Source organism: Micromonospora sp. ATA51 (assembly GCF_016802855.1).
GTDB classification, from domain to species: domain Bacteria; phylum Actinomycetota; class Actinomycetes; order Mycobacteriales; family Micromonosporaceae; genus Micromonospora; species Micromonospora sicca.
In genome coordinates, this window is sequence record NZ_JAEVHJ010000044.1 from 1 (window position 1) to 23,201 (window position 23,201).

Sequence of the window (23,201 nt, forward strand, 5' to 3'; positions counted from 1 at the left end):
CGCCGGTCGCTGCACGCCGGGGAGCCGGCCCTCGCCGTCGAGTACGCCGAACGCGCCGCCGAGCTGGCCCGCGACGGCGTCCCGCCGGCCGACCGGGTGGTGCACGCGCGGGCCCTGCTCCAGGTCGGCCGCCCCGCCGACGCGCTCGCCTTCGCCGAGAAGATCGCCGCCAACGCCGGGGACGCGCCGACCCGGACCAGCGCGCTGCTCCTCGCCGGGCAGGCCCACCAGACCCTCGGCGACCAGGCCCGGGCGGAGTACTGCTGGCAGGAGGCGTTGCAGGTGGCCACCGCGGGCGAGCTGCCCACGCAGCGCGCCTCGGCGATGCGCCGGCTCGGGATGGCCGACTTCATCGCCGGCCGGCTGGGCCAGGCGAGCAGCCGGCTCGCCGCCTCCTACCAGGTCAGCCTCGCCGCCAAGGACCCGCGCGGGCAGGCCTGGTCGTTGCAGAACCTGGCCTGGGTGACCACCACCCGGGGCGACTTCGCCGGCACCGACGCGGTGCTCGGCCGGGCCGCCCGGCTCTTCGCCGAGCTGAGGGACCCGTACGGGCGGGCCTGGCTGCGCGGCACCACCGCGTTCGCCCGGCTGCTCGCCGGCCGGCTGCGGGAGGCGTGCCGGATGGCGCGGGTCTTCCTCCCGTTCGGCGAGCGGGTCGGCGAGGCGTGGGCGGTCGGTACGCTGCGCGCGGTCGAGGCGTACGCCACCGCCGAACTGGGTGAGCTGGCCGAGGCGGACCGGGCGGCGCGGCAGGCGTACCGGGAGTTCGCCGAGGTCTCCGACGACTGGGGACAGGGCTTCGCCCTGGTCGTCCGGGCTGTGGTGGCGCGCGGGCTGGGCGAGCCGGAGCACGCGGCCGACCTGCTCACCGACGCGCACGCGTACGCCGAGCGGACGGCGCATCCGCTGCTCACCGGGATGGCCGGCACGCTGCGCGGCTTCGTGGCGCTGGACATGGGTGACTGCGACACCGCCGAGCGGGAGGCCCGCGCGGTGCTGACCAGCGTCGAGCCGCACAACCCGCAGGCCCCCGCGCAGGTGGCGCCCCGGGTGCTGCTCGCGATGGCCCGGCTCGCCGCCGGTGACTCGGCGACCGCGGTGGGGCTGCTCGCCCCGGTCGCCACCACCGCCGCGAACAGCCCGTCGCTGCTCTTCTCCCGCCGGCAGACGATGGCCCGGTACGCCTCCGCGCTGCTCGCCCACGGCCAGCGGGAGCAGGCGCTGGACTGGGCGCAGCGGGCGGTGGTCGCCCCGGCGGAGGACGTCCGCAGCCAGGTGATCGCCGCGATGGTGCTGGCCGAGACGCTGGTCGCCTGCGGTCGCCCGGTCGAGGCGCTGGCCAGCGCCGACGAGGCGGTACGCCTGGCGTACTCCACCGAGCAGCGCAGCGAGCGCCCCGCCGCCGACGCCCTCCGGGCCCGCCTCGCCGCCGCCTGACCTGACGCCCGCTGCCGCCCCGCTGCGGCGCCGGCCGCAGGATTGGCGGTTCCGGGGATGTGGGCGTCGGGGGTGGCGGCTAGCGTGTGTCTGATCGAGGGGGCCGGCCACGGTGGCGGTCGCGGGTTGGGGAGGACAGATGAGGCTGCCGCGCTCCGGCGCCGGCTGGACGATGGCCGTCTTCGGCGTCCTCGCGTTGCTGCTGGGTGCGGTCGGGCTGATCTGGCCGGAGGCGCAGCTGCGGCTGCTCGGCTTCGAGGTGCCCGACACCCGCGCGCCCGGCGACTACACCGGGACGTTCCTCACCGCGTCCTCGATGGCCTCGTTCAACATGGGCGTCTACTACCTGCTCGCCACGGCGACCGAGTGGCGGCCCTTCTACCGCTTCACGGTGGTCTTCCGGCTGGTCACGTTCACCGTCTTCAGCATCGCGGTGCTCTCCGACGTCGCCCCGGGCCGGTTCTTCGGGGTGGCCGCCTGGGAGGGGCTGGGCGCGGTCGCCACCGCGGTGGGCCTGTGGTGGGACGCCCGCCGCGCCGCGCCGACGGTGGGCGGCATCGATCCGGTTGAGCCGGCCGGCGCGGCCGACGGCGATGCCCGGGCCGGGTCCGCGCCGGCGGACGACGCCGCAGGTAGCGCGCCGGCGGCTGGTCCGGTCCACTGAGCCGACGGTGGAGACAGGTATTTTCGAGCCGTGACCGACACCCCGCCCGGCGCCCGCCGGCTGCCCATCGTGCCCGGTCTGACCGATCTTGAGGTCTTCGCCCGGGGCGGTTACGCCACCGTCTACCGGGCCACCCAGATCTCGGTGGGGCGCGAGGTCGCGGTCAAGGTGGAGAACCGCACCCTGGACAGCGAGCGGGACCAGGCGCGCTTCCTGCGCGAGGCGCGGGCCGCGGGGAAGATGTCGTCGCACCCGCACGTGGTGGACCTCTTCGACGTCGGGGTCACCGTCGACCAGCACCCGTACCTGATCATGGAGCTCTGCGACGGGTCGTACGCGGAGCGGATGCGGAACTCGCCGCTGGGACCGGTGGAGGCCCGGGACCTCGGCGTCAAGATCGCCGACGCGCTCGCCCACTCGCACGCGGCCGGGGTGCTGCACCGGGACGTCAAGCCCGCCAACATCCTCTATTCGCACTTCAACCCGGCGGTGCTGGCCGACTTCGGGCTGGCGGTGCTGGCCGAGGTGCGGGACGCCTCGGTCACCCTGGAGGTGCTCACCCCGGCGTACGCGCCGCCGGAGATGTTCAGCCACAGCCCACCCTCGCCGGCGGTCGACGTGTACGCGCTCTGCGCGACCCTGTACGCGGTGATGCACGGCCGGCCGCCGCGCTGGCAGTCCGAGCGCAATCCAAGCCTGGTGACCGTGCTGGAGATGTTCCACCAGCCGATCCCCGGGCTGCCCGGCGTGCCGGCGGAACTGCTCGACGTGCTGCGGGCCGGGATGGACAACGACCCGGGCTCGCGCCCGTCCGCCGTCGAGCTGCGCGGGCTGCTGGCCGCGCTTCCGCTCGATCCGGGCGCCGCGCCGGTCTCCGGTGCCCCGGTCTCCGGAATCCCGGTCAGCGGCGGCGCCGGCGGTCCGTACACCGTCGGCCGGACGGGCAGCCGGCCCAGCGCCCGCCGACGGAGGACGCGCACCCGACGGTGCCGACGCCGGGGCGACGGTGGCGCCGGCGGTGGTTCCTCGGCGGCGCGGCGTCCTCGCGCTGGGCGCCTCCGCGAGCGCCGGGGCGTGGCTCGCGGGGGCGCGCCGGCCGCGTTGTCGCCGATGCCGTCGCCACCGGGGTGAGCGTGTCGGGCGGCGGAGCGGACGTGCTGCCGGGCTGCCGGGTCGGCTCGTCCGGCGTGAACCTGCCGGCGGGTGCCCGCTGCCGTCCGAGTTGGAGTGTTTCGGGCCGGTCCGGCTGCGCGCCGCCCGGGCGGAGGCGGCCCGGGTCCCCTGCGACGGCCGGCACACCTGGGAGACCTACGCCGAGGGGGAACTGCCGGACGCGCTGGTCGGGGCCGGGCACGCGGCGATCAGCGCCGACCCCCTTATCCGCGGCGTCTGCAACGCCCGCACGTTCCGGCTCACCAGCGGGATCCGGTACCAGGCCGGCTGGAACCTGGAGGTGCTGCCACCGGCCGGGTCCGACGGCGACCGCACCTACCGCTGCCTGGCCGGACGCGGCGTGGACGCGTTGGCCGCGCCCACGCTCACCGGTCGCTGACCCCGTTCACCGACCGGCTGTCCCGCACGGCGCGCGGGTCCAGCGCCTCCAGTGTGTCCGCGTCCAGTCCCCGGAGGTCGCGCACCGCGCGCGGGTCCAGCGCCTCCAGTGTGTCGGCATCAACCCCGTAACCGGCGGGGAGCGGCTGGCCGGGCGGCTGGTGGGAGGCCGCCGGCCTGGCGTCGCGGCTCTCCCGCGCCGCGGTCACGGCCACGCCCGCCGTCATCGCGAGCAGCACGAGAAGCAGCGACAGCACCACGGCCGGGATGCCCTCCGGGCGCCAGATCAGCATCGTCACCAGCAGGGCGACCGCGGCCAGCGTCGCGGCGGCAGCCCGGAAGCGCGCGTCGGGCTTGGGGAACAACCTCACCCGACAAGCATGGCGCAGGTCACTCGGCTGTCAACCGCGGGGCCGGGCCGCGCGGTCGGCGGTGGACCGTCCGGCGCTACACGGGAGCAACAACAGCGCCGATCATGAAAATTCCGTTACATCAATCGGCAATTTGTCGGTTCCATGGGCGTTTGAGGGGCGACATTCGTTGCCGCTGATCCCTAGAGTGACGAAGGTCGAGTTCTGCTCGACTGACCCCGTTCCCCACCGGAAGGCAGCCACATGCCACGTGCAATCCGGTCCCTTGCCGCAACAGGGATCGCCGGTATCGTGCTCGCCGGATCGGCGGTCGCACCCGCCATCGCGGCGCCGGCTCCGAGGCTCACACCCCAGCCGTCCACATCGGACCGGACCAGCCCCGTCGAGGCCCGCCGGGTCGACAGCGTGCCGACCCCCAAGCTCGACTGGTACGCCTGCTACGGCTACGCGGAGTGCGCCACGGTCCGGCTACCGCTGGACTACGACCAGCCGAAGGGCGCCACCACCGAGGTGGCGGTGCTCCGGGTGAAGGCCCGCGACCAGCAGCACAGGATCGGGAGCCTCTTCCTCAACCCGGGCGGCCCGGGTGGCTCCGGCACCGACATCGCGCTCGCCGCGCCGTACTTCCTCGCCGACGACCTGCTCGACCGGTTCGACGTCGTCGCGTCGACCCGCGCGGCGTCGCCGCCAGCGAGAACGTCAAATGCTTCCGGTCGGTCAAGGACCAGACCAGGGCGTACGCCGGGCTGAACGTCGCCTTCCCGTGGACGAAGGCCGAGGAGAAGGCGTACGTCGCGTCGTCGAAGGCGGTCGGGAAGGCCTGCTCGACCAGCGGCCGGCCACTGACCGGGGCGGCCTCCACCGACGAGGTCGCCCGGGACATGGACGTGCTGCGCCGGGCGGTCGGCGACAAGAAGCTCACCTACCTGGGCTTCAGCTACGGCACCGCGCTCGGCCAGTACTACGCCAACATGTTCCCGGACCGGGTCCGCGCCCTGGTGGTCGACGGCGTGCTCAACCCGAACGCCTGGATCGGCCAGGGCAAGGCCCGCAACCTGCTCCAGGAGACCCGGCTGCGCAGCGCCGACGGCGCCTACCACGCGCTGCACGAGATCCTGGTGCGCTGCGCGAAGGCCGGCGAGGACAGGTGCTCGTTGGCGTCCGGTGACCCGGTCGCCTCGTACGAGCTGGTGGCGCAGCGGCTGCGCAAGAAGACCCTGGTGGTCGACGACCCGGACCTGGGCCGGTTCACCGTCAGCTACGCCGACTTCGCCGGCGCCACCCTCGGCGCGCTCTACTCGCCGTACGGCTGGCAGGACGTCGTCAGCCTCACCGAGCAGCTGCTGGTGCTGACCGACCCGGCCGCCGCCACGGCCGCCCGGGCGCAGGCCCGCACCGCCGTCGCACAGCGCGCCGCGACGGCCCGCCAGCAGCGCGGCTACGACTTCCCGTACGACAACGGCCTGGAGACCTTCCTGACCGTCGACTGCACCGACGCGTACCACCCGAAGGACGCGGCGGCCTGGCCGTCGCTGTCCGGCAAGGAGGACAAGCGGGCGCCATACTTCGGTCGGGCCTGGGCCTGGGGCACCGCGCCCTGCGCCCGCAACACCTGGACGGTGCGGGACGAGGATGCCTACACCGGGCCGTTCAACAAGCGGACCAGCGCCCCGGTGCTGGTGGTCGGCAACTACTGGGACCCGGCGACCAACTACCAGGGGGCGGTCGGCTCGGCCGCGCTGCTGCCGAACAGCCGGCTGCTCAGCAGCGACAGCTGGGGGCACACCGCGTACGGCACGTCGGCCTGCGTGACCGGGGCGGTCGACGCGTACCTGCTGACGGTGGCGCTGCCAGCCAAGGGCACGCTCTGCACCGGTGACGCCCAGCCGTTCGTGGAGGCGCCGGAGGCGGCCCGGGCAGAGGCGTCGAAGAGCAGCCTCGCCCGCCAGGGCGAGCCGGGCCGGGGCGAGCCGAAGCGGCTCCCGCCGGTGGTGGCGCCGCTGCCGGTGGTCGGCACGCTGACCGTCCGCTGACGGGACCCCGGGGTACGGCGGGCGATCGGGCGCCCGCCGTACCCCGGCCCGTTCCCGGACGGGCCGCGCCTCTTCCGCGTGGCCTCCTCGCCGGATACCGGCCCGGACCGGCGAGCAGACCTGAGCCGTCCGGGACACCGCGCAGGCACTTCGTCGGGTTAAAGTACGACCGCATCCCGCTCCGGCCGATCCCCTCGGCCGAATGCGATGCGCGTTCTGACGCCGTGATCCGCCATCCGCGACCGGCCGTCATCGACTTCCCGATCAAGGAGATTCGCGACATATCATGTCAAGAAAATGGATCTCTGTGCTGATGTCCGCCGGGCTGGCTCTCGGCGCGGCGATCGGCACGTCACAACCCGCGAATGCGGCCGGCTCCTCTCCCGACGGTGGGGGACGGGCGAACGCCGGAGTCAAGCCGGGCCTGCGCACGAACTCGCTGTCCGCGAGCGCCACCACCCCGGCCGGCTACACGATCCGTGGCATCGACGTCTCGAGCCACGACCACAACCTGGGCCCGATCGACTGGCCGGCCGTGGCGGCCAACGGGTACAAGTTCGCGTACATCAAGGCGACCGAGGGGCGGACCTACCTCAATCCCTACTTCGCCGAGGACTATCGTGGGGCCAAGGCGGCCGGGCTGCTCGTCGGCGCCTACCACTTCGCGCGCCCGGACAGCCGCGACCCGGTCACCGAGGCGAATTTCTTCATCGACAACGCGCAGTTCGCCAAGGACAGCCAGACGCTCGTACCCATGGTGGACATCGAGTGGCCGTACTGGAGTGGCGCGCCCACCTGCTACGGGCTGACCACGACCGAGTTCTCCAACTGGATCCGGGCCTTCAGCAACCAGGTCAAGACACGCATCGGTCGGGTGCCGATGATCTACACCAACACCAACTTCTGGAACCCGTGCACCGGCAACAACGCGTCCTTCGGCGATCACCCGCTGGACATCGCCGGCTACACGACCACCCGCCCGCCGTTGCCGGCCGGCTGGACGACGGAGACCGTCTGGCAGTACGCAGCCGGTGACCCCAGCCAGCCCGCCAACTACAGCCAGAACGTGTTCAACGGCGACTACGCGTCCCTCACCGGACTCACCGGCGCCCCGGCGGCCGCGGCGCCGGTCGCGTTCCGCGCCCGAGTCAACAGCCGCTATGTCGTGGCCGAGAGCGCCGGAGCCAAGCCGCTGATCGCCAACCGGACCACGATCGGGCTGTGGGAGAAGTTCGACATGATTGACGCGGGCGGCGGATTCGTCGCTCTCCGCTCGCGCGCCAACGGTAAGTACGTGGTGGCGGAGAGTGGGGGCGCCAAGCCGCTGATCGCCAACCGGACGGCGATCGGCCCGTGGGAGAAGTTCACGGTCATCAACAACTCGGACGGCAGCATCAGCCTCCGGGCCAACGCCAACGGCAGGTACGTGGTGGCGGAGAACAGGGGCGCCGAGCCGCTGATCGCCAACCGGACGGCGATCGGCCTGTGGGAGAAGTTCGACAAACTCCCCACCTCGTGAGCCGCTCGGCCACCGTCCGCTGACGGACCCGGGGTACGACGGGCGATCAGCCGCCCGCCGTACCCCGGGCTGTCGGCGCGGGCTGGACACGCTGCGCGCCCAGCGACGAGTTCCCCTCGACTCCCGTCCGGTGGGCCAGACACCTCCACATCGGACCGAGTCGAGCGGTGTGAGACGGGTGCTGGATCGGTCAGTACGACTTGTCCTGGCCGAGCACGTGCTGGGCGACGAAGTTGAGGATCATCTCCCGGCTGACCGGGGCGATCCGGCCGGCGCGGACCGCGCCGAGCAGGGTGGCGACCCCGTACTCGGTGGTCATCCCGGCCCCGCCGAGGGCCTGCACGGCGGTGTCCACGGCGAGCGCGGCGGCCTCCCCGGCCGCGTACTTGGCCATGTTGCCGGAGATACCGGCCTCCAGGTCCCGGCCGGCGTCGTAGAGCGTGGCCGCCTTGTGGATCATGAGGCGGGCCAGCTCCACCTGCACCGCCGCGTGCGCCAGCGGGTGCGCGACGGCTTGGTGGGAGCCGATGCTGCGGCCGCGCCAGACCTTCCGGGTGGCGGTGTACTCCGATGCGCGCTCGATGGCGTACCGGCCGGTGCCGGCGCCCATCGCGGCGACCGTGATCCGCTCCGGGTTGAGGCCGGCGAAGAGCGCCGGCAGGCCGGCGTCGAGCGACTCGCCGACCAGCGCGTCGGCGGGCACCCGCACGTCGTCCAGGTAGAGCAGGAACTGGTTCTCCGGCGACAGGATCTCCATGTCCAGCTTGGACCGGGTGAGGCCCGGGGCGTCGGTCGGCACGATGAACAGCGCCGGCTTCAGCTTGCCGGTGGCCGCGTCTTCGGTGCGGGCGACAACCAGGACGTGGCCCGCCTCGTCCACCCCGGAGATGTAGCACTTGCGGCCGGAGAGCAGCCAGTCGTCGCCGTCGCGGCGGGCCACCGTGCCGAGCCGGTGGAAGTTCGACCCCGCCTCGGGCTCGGTGATCGCGAAGACGATCTTCTGTGAGCCGTCCGCCAGCCCGGGCAGGTGGCGCTTGCGCTGCTCGTCGGTGCCATGCTTGTTGATCACGGTGGCGGCGATCGCGGGGGAGACCACGAGCAGCAACAGCGGGCAGCCGGCCGCCGCCAGCTCCTCGCAGACGATGGCCAGCTCGGTGATGCCGCCGCCCCCACCGCCGTACTCGGTGGGGATGTTCACGCCGAGGTAGCCGAGCCGGCCGGCCTCGTGCCACAGCTCGGTGGTGTGCCCGCCGGCCTTGGCCTTCTCGACGAAGTAGCCGTGGCCGTACCTGCGGCCCAGCGCCCGGACCGCGTCGCGGAGCTGGTCCTGCTCGGGGGTGAGGTCGAAGTTCATCGCGGATCCTCCTCGGGGTTGACCACGGCCAGCACGGCGCCGGTGTCGACCTGGCCGCCGGCCGGGACCGGCAGCTCGGCGACCACGCCGTCGGTCGGGGCGAGCACGGGGTGTTCCAGCTTCATCGCTTCCAAGGTCAGCAGCAGCTCGCCGGCGGCGACCCGCTGCCCGACCTCGACGCGCACCCGGGTCACCGCGCCGGGCAGCGGCGCGAGCAGGGACCCGGCGGCCAGCTCCGCGGTGGGCAGGGGGAAGCGCGGCAGCTCGGTGAGGCTCGCCGCCCCCGCCGGGCCGTCCACGAAGACCTCCGACCCCACCCGGTGTACGCGGAAAGCGCGCCGCACGCCGTCGACGTCGAGCACGACGCGGTCGGGAGCGGCCTCGACCACGGTCACGGCCGGCGCCGCGTCGGAAGTGGTGCCTCCACCGGCCAGGGACACGGACCACTCGGCGAGTGCCCCGCTGCGGTCCAGCTGGTACCGGACCTCGACCTCGCCGCCGTCCACTCCGCTGAATCGGGTGACCTGCGGAAACGCCGGCACGTTGCGCCAGCCCGACGGCAGCCCGCCCAACACGGGCGCGGACGCCCGACGCCCGGCGGCGCCCGCCAGCGCGGCGGCGAGGGTGACCAGGGGGAGCTGGTCGGCGGGGAGCAGCGGGGCGAAGACCTCGGGATGCCGGTCCAGGAAGCCGGTGTCGACGTCCGCGGCGCCGAACTCGGGGCTGCGCAGGACCCGGACCAGCAGGTCCCGGTTGGTGGCGACGCCGTGCAGCTCGGCCCGGGCCAGCGCGCCGGCGAGGGCGCGGACCGCCTCGGCCCGGGTGGGCGCCCAGGCGATCAGCTTGGCGAGCATCGAGTCGTAGTGAACGGTGACCGTCGAGCCGTCGACCACGCCGGAGTCGAGTCGCAGGCCCGCCCGCTGGAGGTTGCCGAACTCGCGGTCCACTCCAGGGACGGCGAACCGCCGCAGGGTGCCGGTGACCGGGCGGAAGCCCTGGGCCGGGTCCTCGGCGCAGAGCCGCACCTCTATGGCGTAGCCGCGCATCCAGTGCGCGTCACGGGCCCGCTCCGGCAGCGGCTCGCCCTCGGCGACGAGCAGTTGCAGCCGGACGAGATCCAGTCCGGTGGTCAGCTCGGTGACCGGGTGCTCCACCTGGAGGCGGGTGTTCATCTCCAGGAAGTGGACCTCCCCGTCGGGCGCGAGCAGGAACTCGACGGTCCCCGCGCCGACGTAGTCGACCGCCCGGCCGGCGGCCACCGCCGCCTCGTGCAGCCGCTCGCGCACCTGCGGGGACAGGACCCCCGGCGCCTCCTCGACGATCTTCTGGTGGCGGCGCTGAATCGAGCAGTCGCGCACCCCGAGGGCCACCACGGTGCCGTGCGTGTCGCCGAAGATCTGCACCTCGACGTGCCGGCCGCGCTCGACGTACCGCTCGATGAAGACCGTGCCGTCGCCGAACGCCGCGGCCGCCTCGCGGCGCGCGCCCGCGACGGCCTCGGCGAGCCCGGCGGCGTCGCGGACCACCCGCATGCCCCGGCCGCCACCGCCCGCGGCGGCCTTGACCAGCACCGGGAAGTCGGTCACCTGGTCGGCCTCGGTCCAGGTCGGCAGCATCGGCACGCCCGCATCGGCGAGCAGCGCCTTGGCCGCCATCTTGTCGCCCATCGCGGCGATCGCCTTGGCCGGCGGGCCGACCCAGGTCAGCCCCGCGTCGGTGACGGCCGCGGCGAAGTCGGCGTTCTCGGCCAGGAAGCCGTAGCCCGGGTGGACCGCGTCCGCGCCGGCCCGCCGGGCCGCGTCCAGGACGAGGTCGATCCGCAGGTACGTCTCGGCCGGCGTGTTCCCGGGCAGCCGGACGGCCAGGTCGGCCTCGGCCACGAAGGGCGCGTCGGCGTCCGCGTCGGAGTGCACGGCGACCGTGTCCACGCCGAGTGCCCGGCAGGTGGCGAAGACTCGGCGGGCGATTTCCCCGCGATTGGCCACCAGCAGTCGGTTGATCATGAGTGGCCCCCTTACATCCGGAAGACGCCGAAGCCGTCGGCGCCCTTCACCGGTCCGTTGTGGATCGCCGACAGGCAGAGCCCGAGGACGGTACGGGTGTCCCGGGGGTCGATCACCCCGTCGTCGTAGAGCCGGCCGGATAGGGAGAGCGCCCCGGACTGGGACTCGATCTGCTGCTCGACCATCATCCGCATGGCGGCGTCGGAGTCCTCGTCGTAGTCGCGGCCCCGAGCGGCGGCGGCCTGCCGGGCGACGATGGAAAGCACCCCGGCGAGCTGAGCCGGGCCCATCACCGCCGACCTGGCGTTCGGCCAGGTGAACAGGAACCTCGGCTCGTACGCCCGGCCGCACATGCCGTAGTTGCCGGCGCCGTACGAGGCGCCCAGGTTGACCGTCAGGTGCGGCACGGCCGAGTTCGACACCGCGTTGATCATCAGGGCGCCGTGCTTGATGATGCCGCGCTGCTCGTACTCGGTGCCGACCATGTAGCCGGTGGTGTTCTGCAGGAAGACCAGCGGGGTGTCGGCGGCGTTGGCGAGCTGGATGAACTGGGTGGCCTTCTGCGCCTCCTCGCTGAACAGCACACCCCGGGCGTTCGCCAGCACGCCGACCGGCCAGCCGTGCAGCTCGCCCCAGCCGGTGACCAGCGCGGTGCCGTAGCCGGGCTTGAACTCGTCGAACTCGCTGCCGTCCAGCACCCGGGCGAGGACCTCGCGCGGGTCGAACGGCACCTTCAGGTCGGCGCTGGCGATGCCGAGCAGCTCCTCCGGGTCGTACTTGGGCGGCTGGGGGAACGGGTTGCGCGGCGGCGGGCCCTGCTTGCGCCAGTTGAGCCGGCGTACGCACTGCCGGGCCAGCCGGATGCCGTCCCGCTCGTCGGAGGCGAGGAAGTCGGCCAGGCCGGACTTCGTGGCGTGCATGGCCGCCCCGCCCAGCGACTCGTCGTCGGTGACCTCGCCGGTGGCCATCTTCACCAGCGGCGGCCCGGCCAGGTAGACCTGCGAGCGGTCCCGGATCATGATGGTGAAGTCGGACATCCCCGGCACGTACGCGCCGCCGGCGGTGGCGTTGCCGAAGACCACGCTGACCGTGGGGATCTTCGCCGCGGAGAGCCGGGTCAGGTCGCGGAACACCCGGCCGCCGGGGATGAAGATCTCCGCCTGGGTGGGCAGGTCCGCCCCGGCGGACTCGACCAGGTTGACCATCGGCAGCCGGTTGGCCAGGGCGATCTCGCCGGCCCGCCGGGTCTTCGCGAGCGACCACGGGTTGACCGCGCCGCCGCGTACCGTCGGGTCGTTGGCGACGATCAGGCATTCCACGCCCTCGACCACCCCGATGCCGGTGACCACGCTGGCCCCGACCGGGAAGTCGGTGCCGTACGCGGCCACCGGGGACAGCTCCAGGAACGGGCTGTCCGGGTCGAGGAGCAGCTCGATCCGTTCCCGGGGAAGCAGCTTGCCCCGCTTGTGGTGCCGGGTCACGTACTTCTCGCCGCCACCCGCGCGGGCCTGGTCGAGCGCGGCGTCCAGCTCGGCGAGGCGCTCCAGCAGGGCCTCGCGGTTGGCCGCGAAGGCCGGCGAGGACGGGTCCAGTGCGCTGTCCAGTGTGGTCACAGGCCCATGCCCTTCGCGATGATCTCGTTCATGATCTCGGTGGTGCCGCCGCCGATGCCGAGGATGCGGGCGTCCCGGTAGTGCCGTTCCACCTCGGCGTCGCGCAGGTAGCCGAAGCCGCCGTGCAGTTGCAGCGCCGCGTCGACCACGTGGTCGCAGGCGGCCACCGCGACGTTCTTCGCCATCGCCACCTCGGTCACCACCGGCTCGCCGGCCGCGACCCGGGCGGCCACCTCGTGCACGTACGCCCGGGCCGCCTCGGCGCGGGTGTGCATCTCGGCCAGCCGGTGCCGGATCAGCTGCCGGCTGGCCAGCGGCCGGCCGAACGTGGACCGGTCCCGGCACCACCGGGCCGCGAGCTCCACGCAGCGCTGCGCGGTCGCGTACGCCTGCGTGGCGAGGGAGAGCCGCTCGCTGGCGAAGTGCTGCATGATCGCGAGGAAGCCGGTGTTCTCCGCGCCGATCCGGTTCGCCGCCGGCACCCGTACGTCGACGAAGGAGAGCTCGGCGGTGTCCGAACAGTGCCAGCCCAGCTTCTCCAGCCGGCGTCCGACGGTGAAGCCGGGCAGGCCCTTGTCGATCACCAGCAGGCTGAGCTCGCCGCTGCCCGGGAAGTCGGTGCAGACCGCGGTGGTCACGAAGTCGGCCCGGACCCCGCTGGTGATGTAGGTCTTCGACCCGTTCACCACGTAGTGGTCGCCGTCCCGGCGGGCGGTGGTGCGGATCGCGGCGACGTCCGAGCCGCCGTCCGGCTCGGTGATCGCCAGCGCGCCGATCATCGTCCCGGCCAGGGTGGGGCGGACGTACCGGTCGATCAGGTCGTCGTTCGTCGTCCGCTCCCCGCCGAGCGAGGCGCCGAGCGAGGGGCCGAGGCGGGCGCCGGCCGCGGCCACCATGTGCGGCAGCGCGATGCCGTGGGTGAAGAGCGCCGCCACCAGACCGGACGAGCCGCCAGAGCGGATGATCTCCTCGGTGACGATGATCGAGTCGAGCAGGTCGCCGCCGCTGCCACCAACCGATTCCGGGAAGCCGACGCCGAGCAGTCCGATCTTCGCCGCCGTCTCGTGCAGCGACCGGGGCACCTCGCCGGCCCGCTCCCAGTCGGCCAGGTGCGGCAGCACCTCCCGGGTCACGAAGGCCCGGGTCAGTTCGCGGAGCTGCCGCCGCTCGGGGGTGTCCACGATGGTCACGGCCGTGCCTTCCTGGTGATGATGGCGGGCAGTTCCGTGGGCAGATCGACCACGCGGGAGCGGAGTAGTTCGCCGAGCGCCTTGGCCTGCGGGTCGAACCGGGTGGAGGCGGCCACCCCCTGCCCGAGCAGCCCTCGGACCACGAAGTTGACCGCGCGCAGGTTCGGCAGCTCGTACCGCTCGACGGTCAGCGCGGCGGTCTCCGGCAGCAGCTCCGCCAGCCGCTCGACGGTGAGCCAGCCGCGCAGCCAGGCCCAGGTCTCGTCGGTGCGCGCCCAGACCCCCAGGTTCGCGTCGCCGCCCTTGTCCCCGGACCGCGCCCCGACCAGCTCGCCGAGCGGCCCGCGCCGGGTCGCGTGTCCGGCGGCCGCCTCGGGCGCGGCCGCGTCGGCGGACCCGGTGTCCGCCGGCGTCGCGGCCGTCCGGATCGGCGGGGCGATCGGCACGCGTTCGCCGCCGGGCAGCACGGCGACGTGGGCGACCGCGTCCTGCGGCACGAGGTCCGCGGTGAAGACGCCGTAGGAGGTGGCGTCGCCCGGCAGGGTGGTCAGCGTGCAGCCCGGGTAGGAGGCCAGCGCCAGTTCCACCGCGGCCGCCGAAAAGGCCCGCCCGGCCCGTGCCTGGTCGCCGTCGCGCAGGTGTACGTGCACCAGCGCGCTCGCCGCCTCGGTGTCGGTGGCGTCCGGGTGGTCGGTGCGGGCCAGCGTGAACTCCAGCCCTTCCTTGCCGACCGCCTCCTCGAGCTGCCCCCGGACCAGGGCCGCCTTGGCCGGGATGTCCAGCCCACAGAGCACGAACGTCATCGAGTTGCGGAAGCCGCCCAGGTTGTTGACGCCCACCTTGAGGGTGTCCGGCGGCGGGGTGCCCCGGACGCCGGAGACGCGTACCCGGTCGGGCCCGTCGGCGGTCAGGGTGACCGTGTCCAGCCGGGTCACCACGTCCGGCCCCAGGTACGCCGGGCCGCCCACCTCGTACAGCAGTTGGGCGGTGACGGTCTCCACGGTGACCGCGCCGCCGGTGCCGGGATGCTTGGTGAGCACGGACGAGCCGTCCGGGTGCAGCTCGGCGATCGGGAAGCCGGGCCGGTGGCCGCCGTCGGGCAGTTCGGTGAAGAAGCTGAAGTTGCCGCCGGTGACCTGGGCCCCGCACTCGATCAGGTGCCCGGCCACGGTCGCCCCGGCCAGCGCGTCGAGGTCGTCGCGGCCCCAGCCGAAGCGGGCGATCGCCGGCCCGACGACGAGGGAGGCGTCGGTGACCCGGCCGGTGACCACCACGTCCGCCCCGGCGTCCAGGCAGGCGGCGATGCCGAACGCGCCGAGGTAGGCGTTGGCGGTGAGCGCGTCCGGGCGTCGCAGGGCGTCGCCCTCGACGTACCCGATCCGCGCGGTGAGGCCGAGCCGGTCGGCGAGCGAGCCGATCGCGGTGGCCAGGCCGGCCGGGTTCAGTCCGCCGGCGTTGGTCACGATCCGCACGCCCCGGTCGAGCGCGGTGCCGAGGCAGTCTTCGAGCTGGCGGAGGAAGGTCTTCGCGTACCCGAGGTCGGGGTCGCGCAGCCGGTCCCGGCCGAGATGAGCATGGTCAGCTCGGCCAGGTAGTCCCCGGTCAGTACGTCCAGCTCGCCCCCGTCGAGCATCTCCCGCCAGGCGGTGAACCGGTCGCCGTAGAAGCCGGAGGCGTTGCCGATCCGCAGCACGCCGCACGGCGTCGCCCCGGCGCGCTCATCCCGGTCCGGTACGGCCGCCGCCCGGCCGCCGTCGGGCGGTGCGGTCGTCGGCTCGCGGCCGGCTCCGGGTGGCCCGGCGAAGGCCTGGGCCACGTCCAGCCACTCGTCGGCGGTCGGGCCGGTGGCGACCAGGGACAGGTCGGCGCGGTGTCGGCGCTGGGTGACCAGCAGGCAGAAGTCCAGCGCGGGCCCGGTGACCCGGTCGGCGGCGTCGGCCGGCCCGAAGGTCCAGGTGTCGCCGTGGGGTGCGGTCAGCTCGACCCGCACCGGCGCGGTCGGCGCCGGCCGGCCGTGGGCGGCGAAGCCGTGTCCGAGGGTACGGAAGCCGAGGTGGGCGATGTGGCGCAGGCGGGCGGCGGCCGGGCGGGTGACGCCGAGCGTGTCGGCGACGTCCTCGGCGTGCGCCCAGGTCTCCATGATCCGGGCGGTGACCATCGAGGCGGGCGACATCCGGGTGCCGTACCAGGGCACCTTCTCCCCGGGCGGCACGGCGGCGAGGGCCGACGCGAGTGCCGCCCGGCCGTCCCGCCAGCGGGCCAGCAGCTCGGCGGGCGGGGCGAGGAACGACTCGGCCCCGTCGTCGACCAGCCGGGCCGGGTCGGGCGCCGAGAGGACCGAGGCGTAGAAGGCCTCGGCGTCGGTGGCGGCGAGCCGGGCCACGTGGTCGGTCCAGGCCAGGTGGGCGATCTGGTGGGCGACCGTCCACCCGGGGGCGGGTGTCGGCCGGGCCCAGCCCTCCGGTGGCAGCCCGGCGACGAGGGCGTCGAGCTGGTCGGATTCGGCGGCGAGATCCGCGAGCAGTGCGGGCAGGTCGGCCATGGTGCCTCCGGGCGGGGGTGTGCCGGTCAGGGCGTTCGGGTCAGGGCCCCTCGCGTCCCGGGCCTGCGGTCGCCGGTGGCATCGCGTCCGGCGATCCGGGGTTCGGGGCGAGCAGGGTGGCGAGCTGACGTTTCCAGGTGTGCAGCAGGGCGGTGCGGCGGGGCGAGTCGTCGCTGAGCAGGTTGGCCACGCCCAGCCCTCGGAGCAGGTCGAGGGTGGCCTGCACGGCCTCCCGGACGCCGGGGCGGCGCTCGTCCACCCCGAGCAGCTCGACGGTCAACCGGTGCATCTCGCGGCCCACCCGGGCCTCCAGCGGCACCAGGGCGGCGCGCAGCTCGGCGTCGGTGCGGGCGGCCACCCAGAGTTCGAGGGCGGCGACGAAGAGCGGCCCGGTGAAGGCCGCGCCGAGCAGGTCGATCACCCGGTCCAGCCGCTGCGGGCCGGCGGGCAGGGCGTCCGCCTCGGTGCGCAGCTCCGCCGCCCGGCGTTCGGTGAGGTGGGCGACGGCGGCGGTGACCAGGGCGGCCTTGGTGGGGTAGTGGTGCAGCTGGGCGCCGCGGGAGACGCCGGCCCGGGCGGCCACCACGGTGGTCGTGGTGCCGGACCAGCCGTGCTCGACCAGGCACTCGACGGTCGCCTCCAGCAGCCGGGCCTGGGTGGCGCGGCTGCGCTCCTGTTGCGGGACGCGGGTCGATGCGGCGGGCACGGGGACAGCGTGCCGCCCACGAAACAAACAGTCAAGACTGACTTTTTCAGGATCGACCACCGGCATCGTCGTCGCGGCCGCTCCTTCCGCGAGTGGCGACCACCGGGTGGGGTAGAGGTGACTACGAAGCTGATGACGTCGATGAATCGCGCTCGATCCACCTACGTCATCAGCTTCGTAGCGTCCAGAAGCCATGACCGGCGTCGGCGCGGACCGGTCCGCGCACGGCGGTGCCGGCGCGGAGCCGGCTGGCAGGCCCGGCGGGTGGCAGGCGTGACGGCCCAGGGTTCAGCGGCCGTCGCCGGGGCCGAAGACGGCGAGTGCGTCGGCGTCGCTGTGCCGGGAGCGGAGGTACTCGTCGGCCCACTCGGCGGCGTCCGGGTAGGTCGATTCGGCCGCCACCCGGGCGCAGGCCGCGGCCACGTCGTACCCGGTCCGGCGGAGCTGCACCCCGGGGCCGAGCAGCCCCCACCAGGCGCCCGCCCCGCCGTACGGCATGCCGACGCTGCCCGGGTTGACCACCAGGCGCCGGTCGACGAGTCGGGTGAACGGCATGTGGGTGTGTCCGCAGACCACCGTGCCGACCTCGGGGGGCAGCCCGGCGAAGACCTCCGCCCAGCGTTCCAGCCGGGAGTCGACCAGCACCATCTCCTCGTCGTCCCGCGGCGTCGCGTGGCAGAAGAGCACCTGGCCCAGGCCGGCGACCGACCGGGTGACGGTCAGCGGCAGCGCGGCCAGCCGGGCGACCTGGTCGTCGCGGAGCTGCGCCGCCGCCCAGTTCGAGACGTCGTGCGGGGACGACCGCCCGGACCGCGCCTCGACCAGCTCCCGGTCGGCGTTGCCACCGACCCAGCAGGCGCGCTCCCCAAGCGCGGCGAGCAGATCCAGCACCTCGACCGGCTGCGGGCCGGCGGCGATGTCGCCGGTGAGCACGATCAGGTCGGCGGCGGCGACGTCCGGCTCGGCCAGTACGGCCTCGAGCGCCGGCAGCGCGCCGTGGATGTCGGAGGGGACGGCGACACGTTCGAGCATCAGCCCACCGTGCCCGTCCGGCCGCCGGACGTCGAGGGGGTTCTGCGCCGGGCAGAACGACGACAGGGACCGCCCCGGAGGGCGGTCCCTGTCGATGCTGTCCCGACTCGGTCAGACCCGCGCGCGGCGGGCCAGGCGCTCCGGGTCGAGGATGATGATGCTCTTGCCGTCCAGCCGCAGCCAGCCGCGCGAGGCGAAGTCGGCGAGCGCCTTGTTGACGGTCTCCCGGGAGGCACCGACGAGCTGGGCGATCTCCTCCTGGGTCAGGTCGTGGGTCACCCGCAGCACGCCGCCGTCCCGGGTGCCGAACCGGCCGGCCATCTGGAGCAGGTTCTTGGCGACCCGCCCCGGCACGTCCGTGAAGATCAGGTCGGCCAGCGAGTCGTTCGTCCGGCGCAGCCTGCGGGCCAGCACCCGCAGCAGCTGCTCGGCGATCTCCGGCCGGTTGTTCAGCCACGGCCGCAGCGCCTGCTTGCGCAGCCGCACCAGCCGGGTGTCGGTCACCGCGGTGGCCGTCGCCGTACGCGGGCCCGGGTCGAAGAGCGACAACTCGCCGACCATGTCCGACGGGCCCATCACCGCGATCAGGTTCTGCCGGCCGTCCGCCGCACGGCGGCCGACCTTGATCTTGCCGGACAGCAGGATGTAGAGACTGTCGCCGGGCTCGCCCTCGTTGAAGACGATCTCGCCCTTGCGGACCTCGATCGTCTCCATCTCCTTGGCGAGCGCCTCGGCAGCCTCCGGGTCGACACCCTGGAAGATGCCGCTGCGGGCCAGTACCTCGTCCATCGGTCACCTCCGCCAGCGCGTGCCGTCCGTCGGCCGGGTCCGCCGTCCGCTGATCCCCTCGCGCGCCGCCAGTCTAGGCGCACGTGAGCGCGAATCAGAGGTGCACCCCTGGAATCTTGATCGTTGGACGTAACCTGCCCGACCTGATCAAGGACTAGGATCCCGCGTCCGGTGCGGGTGGTCGCCGCCCGTCCTGACCTCGATCGTAGGGTCGTTCTCGTGCTGAGCGAGCCCTTCCTGACCACCCGCCACGAGGACGGGTGGGACATCCCGCTGCTGGTGTGGCGGGCCGCCGAGCCGGTGCTGGCGGTCGGCACGACCCCGCTGGGCGGCGGGATCGGGGTACGCCGGTGGGTGGTCAACGCGACCGTGCCGATGTCGTACCACCGGGACGACCCGGCCGCCCACCTGGCCGAGCTGGCCGACGGGCTCGGCCTCCCCGGGCCCGGTGTCGGGCTGCTGACCGGAGTCGACGTGGCCGAGGTGGTGGCCCGGACCGACAGCGGCGTGCGGGTGTGGGCGACCGTCGGGCTCGGCACCCCGGTCTGGGCCGCCGCGCCGGCCCCGGCCGCACCCGGGCAGCGGGTCGGCACGGTCAACATCATCGTGTCCGTCCCCGCCCGGCTGGGCGAGGCGGCGCTGGTCAACGCCGTGGCCACCGCCACCGAGGCGAAGGCGCAGGCGATCTGGGAGCTGGGGCTGCCGGCCACCGGCACGCCCACCGACGCGGTCACCGTGCTCTGCCCCGCCGACGGCGAGCCGGTCCCGTACGGCGGCCCCCGGTCCGCCTGGGGAGCCCCGCTGGCCCGGGCGGTGCACGCGGCCGTGCTCGCCGGGGGCGCCGGCGCCGTCGTGCCCTGGTCCGACCGGCGGACCGGGTGACCCGGCCGGCGGGCGGCGCTCCGGGGGGCCCGGGTTTCCGGCCGATCGGCCCTCGTCGGAGCGTCTACCGCACGGTAGCGTCGCGGGCGATGTACGCTCCCGCCCCCTCCGCGTCCCGCCGTCGCGGCCGCCTGGCCGCCCTCGGCGCGCTGCTCGTCGTACTCCTCGCCGCCGGCTGCGCCGACGGCGGCACGCCGGTCTGGCAGCCGGGCGGGGGCGGCGGGTCGACCGGCTCGCCCGTCCCGGACGAACCGGCCGGGTCGACTGACCCCGGGCCGGTGGAGACGGCCGGGCAGGCCGTCTCGCTCGCCGCGACCGGCGACGTCATCATGGGCAACGCCCCGTCCCGGCTGCCGGCGAACAACGGCAAGGGCTTCTTCGACCAGGTCAAGGCGGCACTCAAGGCCGACCTGGTGATGGGGAACCTCGAGGAGCCGCTCACCGAGGACACCGGCGCCGGCAAGTGCGGGCCGAAGCCGCAGAACTGCTACCAGTTCCGGGCGCCCCCGGAGTACGCGGCGCACCTCCGCGACGCCGGCTTCGAGCTGCTCAACCAGGCCAACAACCACGGCTACGACTACGGCCCCAAGGGCTACCGGAACACCCAGCGGACGCTGGAGGAGCACGGCCTCGAGCACACCGGCGCGCCCGACCAGATCACCGTGGTCGAGGTCGAGGGCGTCAAGGTCGCGGTGGCCGGCTTCTCGTCGTACGTCTGGTCCAACAGCCTGGTCGACATCGAGTCGGCGAAGCGGGTGGTGGCGAAGGCGGCCACCATGGCCGACCTGGTGGTGGTGCAGGTGCACATGGGTGCCGAGGGCGCCGACCGGAGCCACGTGAAGCCGGGCACGGAGATGTTCTTCGGCGAGAACCGGGGCGACCCGGTCCGCTTCTCGCACGCGGTCGTCGACGCCGGGGCGGACCTGGTCGTCGGGCACGGCCCGCACGTGCTGCGCGGGATGGAGTTCTACCGGGGCCGGCTGATCGCGTACAGCCTGGGCAACTTCGCGGGCGGCGGCAAGTCGCTGAACAGCTCCGGCCGGCTCGGCTGGGGCGGCGTGCTGAAGGTGTCGCTGAAGCCGGACGGCAGCTTCGCCGGCGGGACGTTCACCTCGACCGCGATGAATGGCGTGGGCCGGCCGGCGATCGACCCCGGCCACCAGGGTCTCGGGCTGGTCCGGCAGATGAGCCGGGCCGATTTCCCGAAGACCGGGGCGCGGCTCGACACGGCCGGCCGGATCACCGCGCCGTAGGCCGGGCCGGGCATCCACGCCCGCGTCGGCCCGCCGGGACGTCACCCGCGCGACGTAGGCTGGCCGGCGTGACAACCAGTTCCCCCGAGACCGACCTCGGCCGTACGCGCCGCGCCCGGCGGATCGGCCGGGTGCTGACCGAGACGCACCCGGACGCGCACTGTGAACTCGACCACTCCAACGCGTTGGAGCTCGCGGTCGCCACGATCCTCTCCGCGCAGTGCACCGACAAGAAGGTCAACGAGGTCACCCCGAAGCTCTTCGCCCGCTACCGCAGCGCGGCCGACTACGCCGGGGCGGACCGGGCCGAGCTGGAGGAGCTGATCCGGCCGACCGGCTTCTACCGCAACAAGACCAGCTCCCTGATCAACCTCGGCCGGGCCCTCTGCGAGCGGTACGACGGCGAGGTCCCCGGCCGGCTGGCCGACCTGGTGACCCTCCCCGGGATCGGCCGCAAGACCGCGAACGTGATCCTCGGCAACGCGTTCGGCGTCCCCGGCATCACCGTGGACACCCACTTCCAGCGGCTGGTGCAGCGGTGGAAGCTGACCACCGAGACCGACCCGGTCAAGATCGAGCACGCGATCGGGGGGCTCTACCCGAAGCGCGACTGGACCATGCTGTCGCACCGGATCATCTTCCACGGCCGGCGGGTCTGCCACGCCCGCAAGCCGGCCTGCGGCGCCTGCACGCTGGCGAAGCTCTGCCCGTCGTACGGGACCGGGCCGACCGAGCCGGCGGCCGCGGCCAAGCTGCTCAAGGGCCCCCGGGCGCGGGACCTGGCGGCGGCCGTCGGGATCGGCCCGGAGCTGGTGCCGCAGCAGGCCGTCGCGGCGGAGGTGCCGTGAACCGCCGACTCGCGGCCCTGCTCGTCCCGGTGCTGCTGGCGGTCGCCGGCTGCACCGCCACCGACCAGCGGGCGGCCCCGCCGGCCGCCCCCCGCGCCGAGCGCCCCTCGCCGTTCGCCGACTGCGCCGCGCTGACCGCCGCGCCGGCCTCGGCCGCCCCCGCCCCCACCGCCGGGACGGGTGACCCGCTGCCCGAGCTGACCCTCAACTGCTTCACCGGGGGCGCCCCGGTGAACCTGCGGGAGGTGAAGGGCCCGGCGGTGGTCAACGTCTGGGCGTCCTGGTGCCCGCCCTGCCGCAAGGAGCTGCCCGCCTTCCAGCGGCTCAGCGAACGCGCCGACGGCCGGTTCCAGGTGATCGGGGTGAACAGCCGGGACAGCCGCGGCGGCGCCCAGTCCATCGGCGAGGACTTCGGCGTCCGCTTCCCGATGCTGGTCGACCAGGGGGACGCGTTCCAGCGGGCGCTGCGCCGCAACTCCTTCCCGCTCACCCTCTTCGTCGGCGCGGACGGCCGGGTCCGGCACGCCGACGCGAGCGGCGCGCTCGACGACGCCCGGCTCACCGAGCTGGTGCGGACGCACCTCGGCGTGGCGGTGGGCGCGTGACGGCGAGGAGCGAACCGGGCCTGCGAGCCCCGCAGTCGCGAACAGAGGTCGACCTGTGAACCGGCAACCGCCGCCGTGGCTGGCGCCGCTGCTCGGCCGGCTCGGCTCCGCCCGCGCCGAGGACTTCACCCGGCTCGCCACCCCGGAGAGCGGTGGCCGGGAGAGCGCCGTGCTGGTGCTGCTCGGCGAGGAACCGGACGGCGGCCCGGACGTGCTGGTCCTCCAGCGCGCCGCCACCCTGCGCAACCATGCCGGGCAGCCGGCCTTCCCCGGGGGCGCGGCCGACCCGGAGGACGCCGACGCCAGCGCCACCGCGCTGCGCGAGGCGAACGAGGAGGTCGGGCTCGACCCGACCAGTGTCACCGTGCTGGCCGAGCTGCCGAAGCTCTGGATCCCGGTCAGCGACTTCGTGGTCACCCCGGTGCTCGCCTGGTGGCACGCCCCGCACCCGGTGCACCCGCGGGAACCGGCCGAGGTCGCGCACGTCGCCCGGCTGCCGATCGCCGAGCTGGTCGACCCGGAGAACCGGATGCGGGTACGCCACCCGAGCGGCTGGATTGGCCCGGCCTTCTCGGCGCGCGGGATGCTGGTCTGGGGGTTCACCGCCGGAGTGCTGGCTACGCTGCTAGAGATGGGCGGCTGGGCGCGCCCGTGGCCGCGCGGCCGGGTGGTGGAACTGCCGCCGACCGCCGCCGCCCCGGCGCCCTCGGCCGGCACCGACGAGGTGGACGAGAGCCCCGTCCGCTGACCTGACCGTCACGTTGCGCGAGCGGTGGACCGGTTCCGTGCCGGCTGCCCGTACGCTGGAC

General features: G+C 74.2%; 18 protein-coding genes and 4 pseudogenes. 12 read left to right on the forward strand and 10 right to left on the reverse strand.

Translation table 11 applies throughout. The features are described from left to right. The 4 genes and pseudogenes from JNW87_RS10295 to JNW87_RS41435 form a co-directional block, all read left to right on the forward strand. A pseudogene (locus JNW87_RS10295) lies at nt 1-1,437 on the forward strand (adenylate/guanylate cyclase domain-containing protein); the annotation flags it as partial. A 139-nt stretch (nt 1,438-1,576) separates the two neighbouring features. After that, nucleotides 1,577-2,101 (forward strand): hypothetical protein, encoded by a 525-nt coding sequence (locus JNW87_RS10300; RefSeq protein ID WP_109802601.1) that lies wholly within the window; start codon nt 1,577-1,579, stop codon nt 2,099-2,101. Nucleotides 2,102-2,131: 30 nt separating this feature from the next. Continuing rightward, a pseudogene (locus JNW87_RS10305) lies at nt 2,132-3,138 on the forward strand (protein kinase); the annotation flags it as partial. A 185-nt stretch (nt 3,139-3,323) separates the two neighbouring features. Further along, nucleotides 3,324-3,653 (forward strand): hypothetical protein, encoded by a 330-nt coding sequence (locus tag JNW87_RS41435; RefSeq protein WP_238453568.1) that lies wholly within the window; start codon nt 3,324-3,326, stop codon nt 3,651-3,653. Here JNW87_RS41435 and JNW87_RS10315 read toward each other — a convergent pair. Then, nucleotides 3,640-4,023, reverse strand: coding sequence for a hypothetical protein (locus JNW87_RS10315; protein WP_109802603.1), 384 nt, complete (start codon nt 4,021-4,023; stop codon nt 3,640-3,642). The two genes, JNW87_RS41435 and JNW87_RS10315, sit on opposite strands and share 14 nt — an antisense overlap. Nucleotides 4,024-4,428: 405 nt before the next feature. Here JNW87_RS10315 and JNW87_RS41440 point away from each other — a divergent pair, with 405 nt between their 5' ends. The 3 genes from JNW87_RS41440 (at nt 4,429) to JNW87_RS10325 (ending at nt 7,575) form a co-directional block, all read left to right on the forward strand. After that, entirely contained in the window at nt 4,429-4,773 is a 345-nt protein-coding gene (locus JNW87_RS41440) for a hypothetical protein (RefSeq protein ID WP_375373490.1), read from the forward strand. Between the two features lie 131 nt (nt 4,774-4,904). Next, on the forward strand, nt 4,905-6,056 hold the full coding sequence (locus tag JNW87_RS10320; protein ID WP_375373491.1) for an alpha/beta hydrolase: 1,152 nt from the start codon (nt 4,905-4,907) through the stop codon (nt 6,054-6,056). 313 nt (nt 6,057-6,369) lie between these two features. Then, nucleotides 6,370-7,575 carry a GH25 family lysozyme gene (locus JNW87_RS10325; RefSeq protein ID WP_238453570.1) on the forward strand — a complete coding sequence of 402 codons (1,206 nt, stop codon included), beginning with the start codon at nt 6,370-6,372 and terminating at the stop codon, nt 7,573-7,575. Between the two features lie 190 nt (nt 7,576-7,765). On the opposite strand, the gene JNW87_RS10330 is transcribed toward JNW87_RS10325, so the two are convergent. The 9 genes and pseudogenes from JNW87_RS10330 to JNW87_RS10370 form a co-directional block, all read right to left on the reverse strand. Further along, the gene (locus JNW87_RS10330; protein WP_238453571.1) at nt 7,766-8,929 is read right to left on the reverse strand and encodes an acyl-CoA dehydrogenase family protein; all 1,164 of its coding nucleotides are present in this window, start codon (nt 8,927-8,929) and stop codon (nt 7,766-7,768) included. Next, nucleotides 8,926-10,932 (reverse strand): biotin carboxylase N-terminal domain-containing protein, encoded by a 2,007-nt coding sequence (locus tag JNW87_RS10335; RefSeq protein WP_238453572.1) that lies wholly within the window; start codon nt 10,930-10,932, stop codon nt 8,926-8,928. The genes JNW87_RS10330 and JNW87_RS10335 overlap by 4 nt, the downstream gene beginning before the upstream one ends. 11 nt (nt 10,933-10,943) lie before the next feature. Continuing rightward, a complete protein-coding gene (locus tag JNW87_RS10340) occupies nt 10,944-12,545 on the reverse strand; it encodes a carboxyl transferase domain-containing protein (protein ID WP_238453573.1) in 1,602 nt (533 codons plus the stop codon). Next, nucleotides 12,542-13,735: an acyl-CoA dehydrogenase family protein gene (locus JNW87_RS10345; protein WP_238453574.1), complete on the reverse strand. Its 1,194-nt coding sequence runs from the start codon at nt 13,733-13,735 to the stop codon at nt 12,542-12,544. The genes JNW87_RS10340 and JNW87_RS10345 overlap by 4 nt, the downstream gene beginning before the upstream one ends. Next, a pseudogene (locus JNW87_RS10350) lies at nt 13,732-15,368 on the reverse strand (acyclic terpene utilization AtuA family protein). Before JNW87_RS10350 ends, JNW87_RS10345 begins: the two are co-directional and overlap by 4 nt. Nucleotides 15,369-15,506: 138 nt before the next feature. Further along, nucleotides 15,507-16,277, reverse strand: a pseudogene (locus tag JNW87_RS10355) (TIGR03084 family metal-binding protein); the annotation flags it as partial. Between the two features lie 40 nt (nt 16,278-16,317). Beyond that, complete coding sequence (locus JNW87_RS10360; protein ID WP_236647983.1) at nt 16,318-16,983, reverse strand: TetR/AcrR family transcriptional regulator; 666 nt, start codon at nt 16,981-16,983, stop codon at nt 16,318-16,320. Nucleotides 16,984-17,271: 288 nt separating this feature from the next. After that, nucleotides 17,272-18,015, reverse strand: coding sequence for a metallophosphoesterase (locus JNW87_RS10365; protein WP_238453575.1), 744 nt, complete (start codon nt 18,013-18,015; stop codon nt 17,272-17,274). 111 nt (nt 18,016-18,126) lie between these two features. Continuing rightward, on the reverse strand, nt 18,127-18,804 hold the full coding sequence (locus tag JNW87_RS10370) for a Crp/Fnr family transcriptional regulator (protein WP_007466162.1): 678 nt from the start codon (nt 18,802-18,804) through the stop codon (nt 18,127-18,129). A gap of 219 nt (nt 18,805-19,023) precedes the next feature. Between JNW87_RS10370 and JNW87_RS10375 the strand changes: the two genes are divergently transcribed. The 5 genes from JNW87_RS10375 to JNW87_RS10395 all read left to right on the forward strand — a co-directional run bounded on the left by JNW87_RS10375 (nt 19,024) and on the right by JNW87_RS10395 (nt 23,140). Further along, nucleotides 19,024-19,686 carry an adenosylcobinamide amidohydrolase gene (locus JNW87_RS10375; protein WP_238453576.1) on the forward strand — a complete coding sequence of 221 codons (663 nt, stop codon included), beginning with the start codon at nt 19,024-19,026 and terminating at the stop codon, nt 19,684-19,686. Between the two features lie 89 nt (nt 19,687-19,775). Beyond that, nucleotides 19,776-20,939: a CapA family protein gene (locus tag JNW87_RS10380; RefSeq protein WP_238453577.1), complete on the forward strand. Its 1,164-nt coding sequence runs from the start codon at nt 19,776-19,778 to the stop codon at nt 20,937-20,939. A 68-nt stretch (nt 20,940-21,007) separates the two neighbouring features. Beyond that, nucleotides 21,008-21,787: an endonuclease III gene (gene nth, locus JNW87_RS10385; RefSeq protein WP_238453578.1), complete on the forward strand. Its 780-nt coding sequence runs from the start codon at nt 21,008-21,010 to the stop codon at nt 21,785-21,787. Further along, nucleotides 21,784-22,392, forward strand: a complete 609-nt coding sequence (locus JNW87_RS10390; RefSeq protein ID WP_109802624.1) for a TlpA disulfide reductase family protein — start codon at nt 21,784-21,786, stop codon at nt 22,390-22,392. Before nth ends, JNW87_RS10390 begins: the two co-directional genes overlap by 4 nt. A 55-nt stretch (nt 22,393-22,447) precedes the next feature. After that, nucleotides 22,448-23,140, forward strand: a complete 693-nt coding sequence (locus tag JNW87_RS10395) for a CoA pyrophosphatase (protein WP_109802625.1) — start codon at nt 22,448-22,450, stop codon at nt 23,138-23,140. Nucleotides 23,141-23,201: the final 61 nt, after the last annotated feature.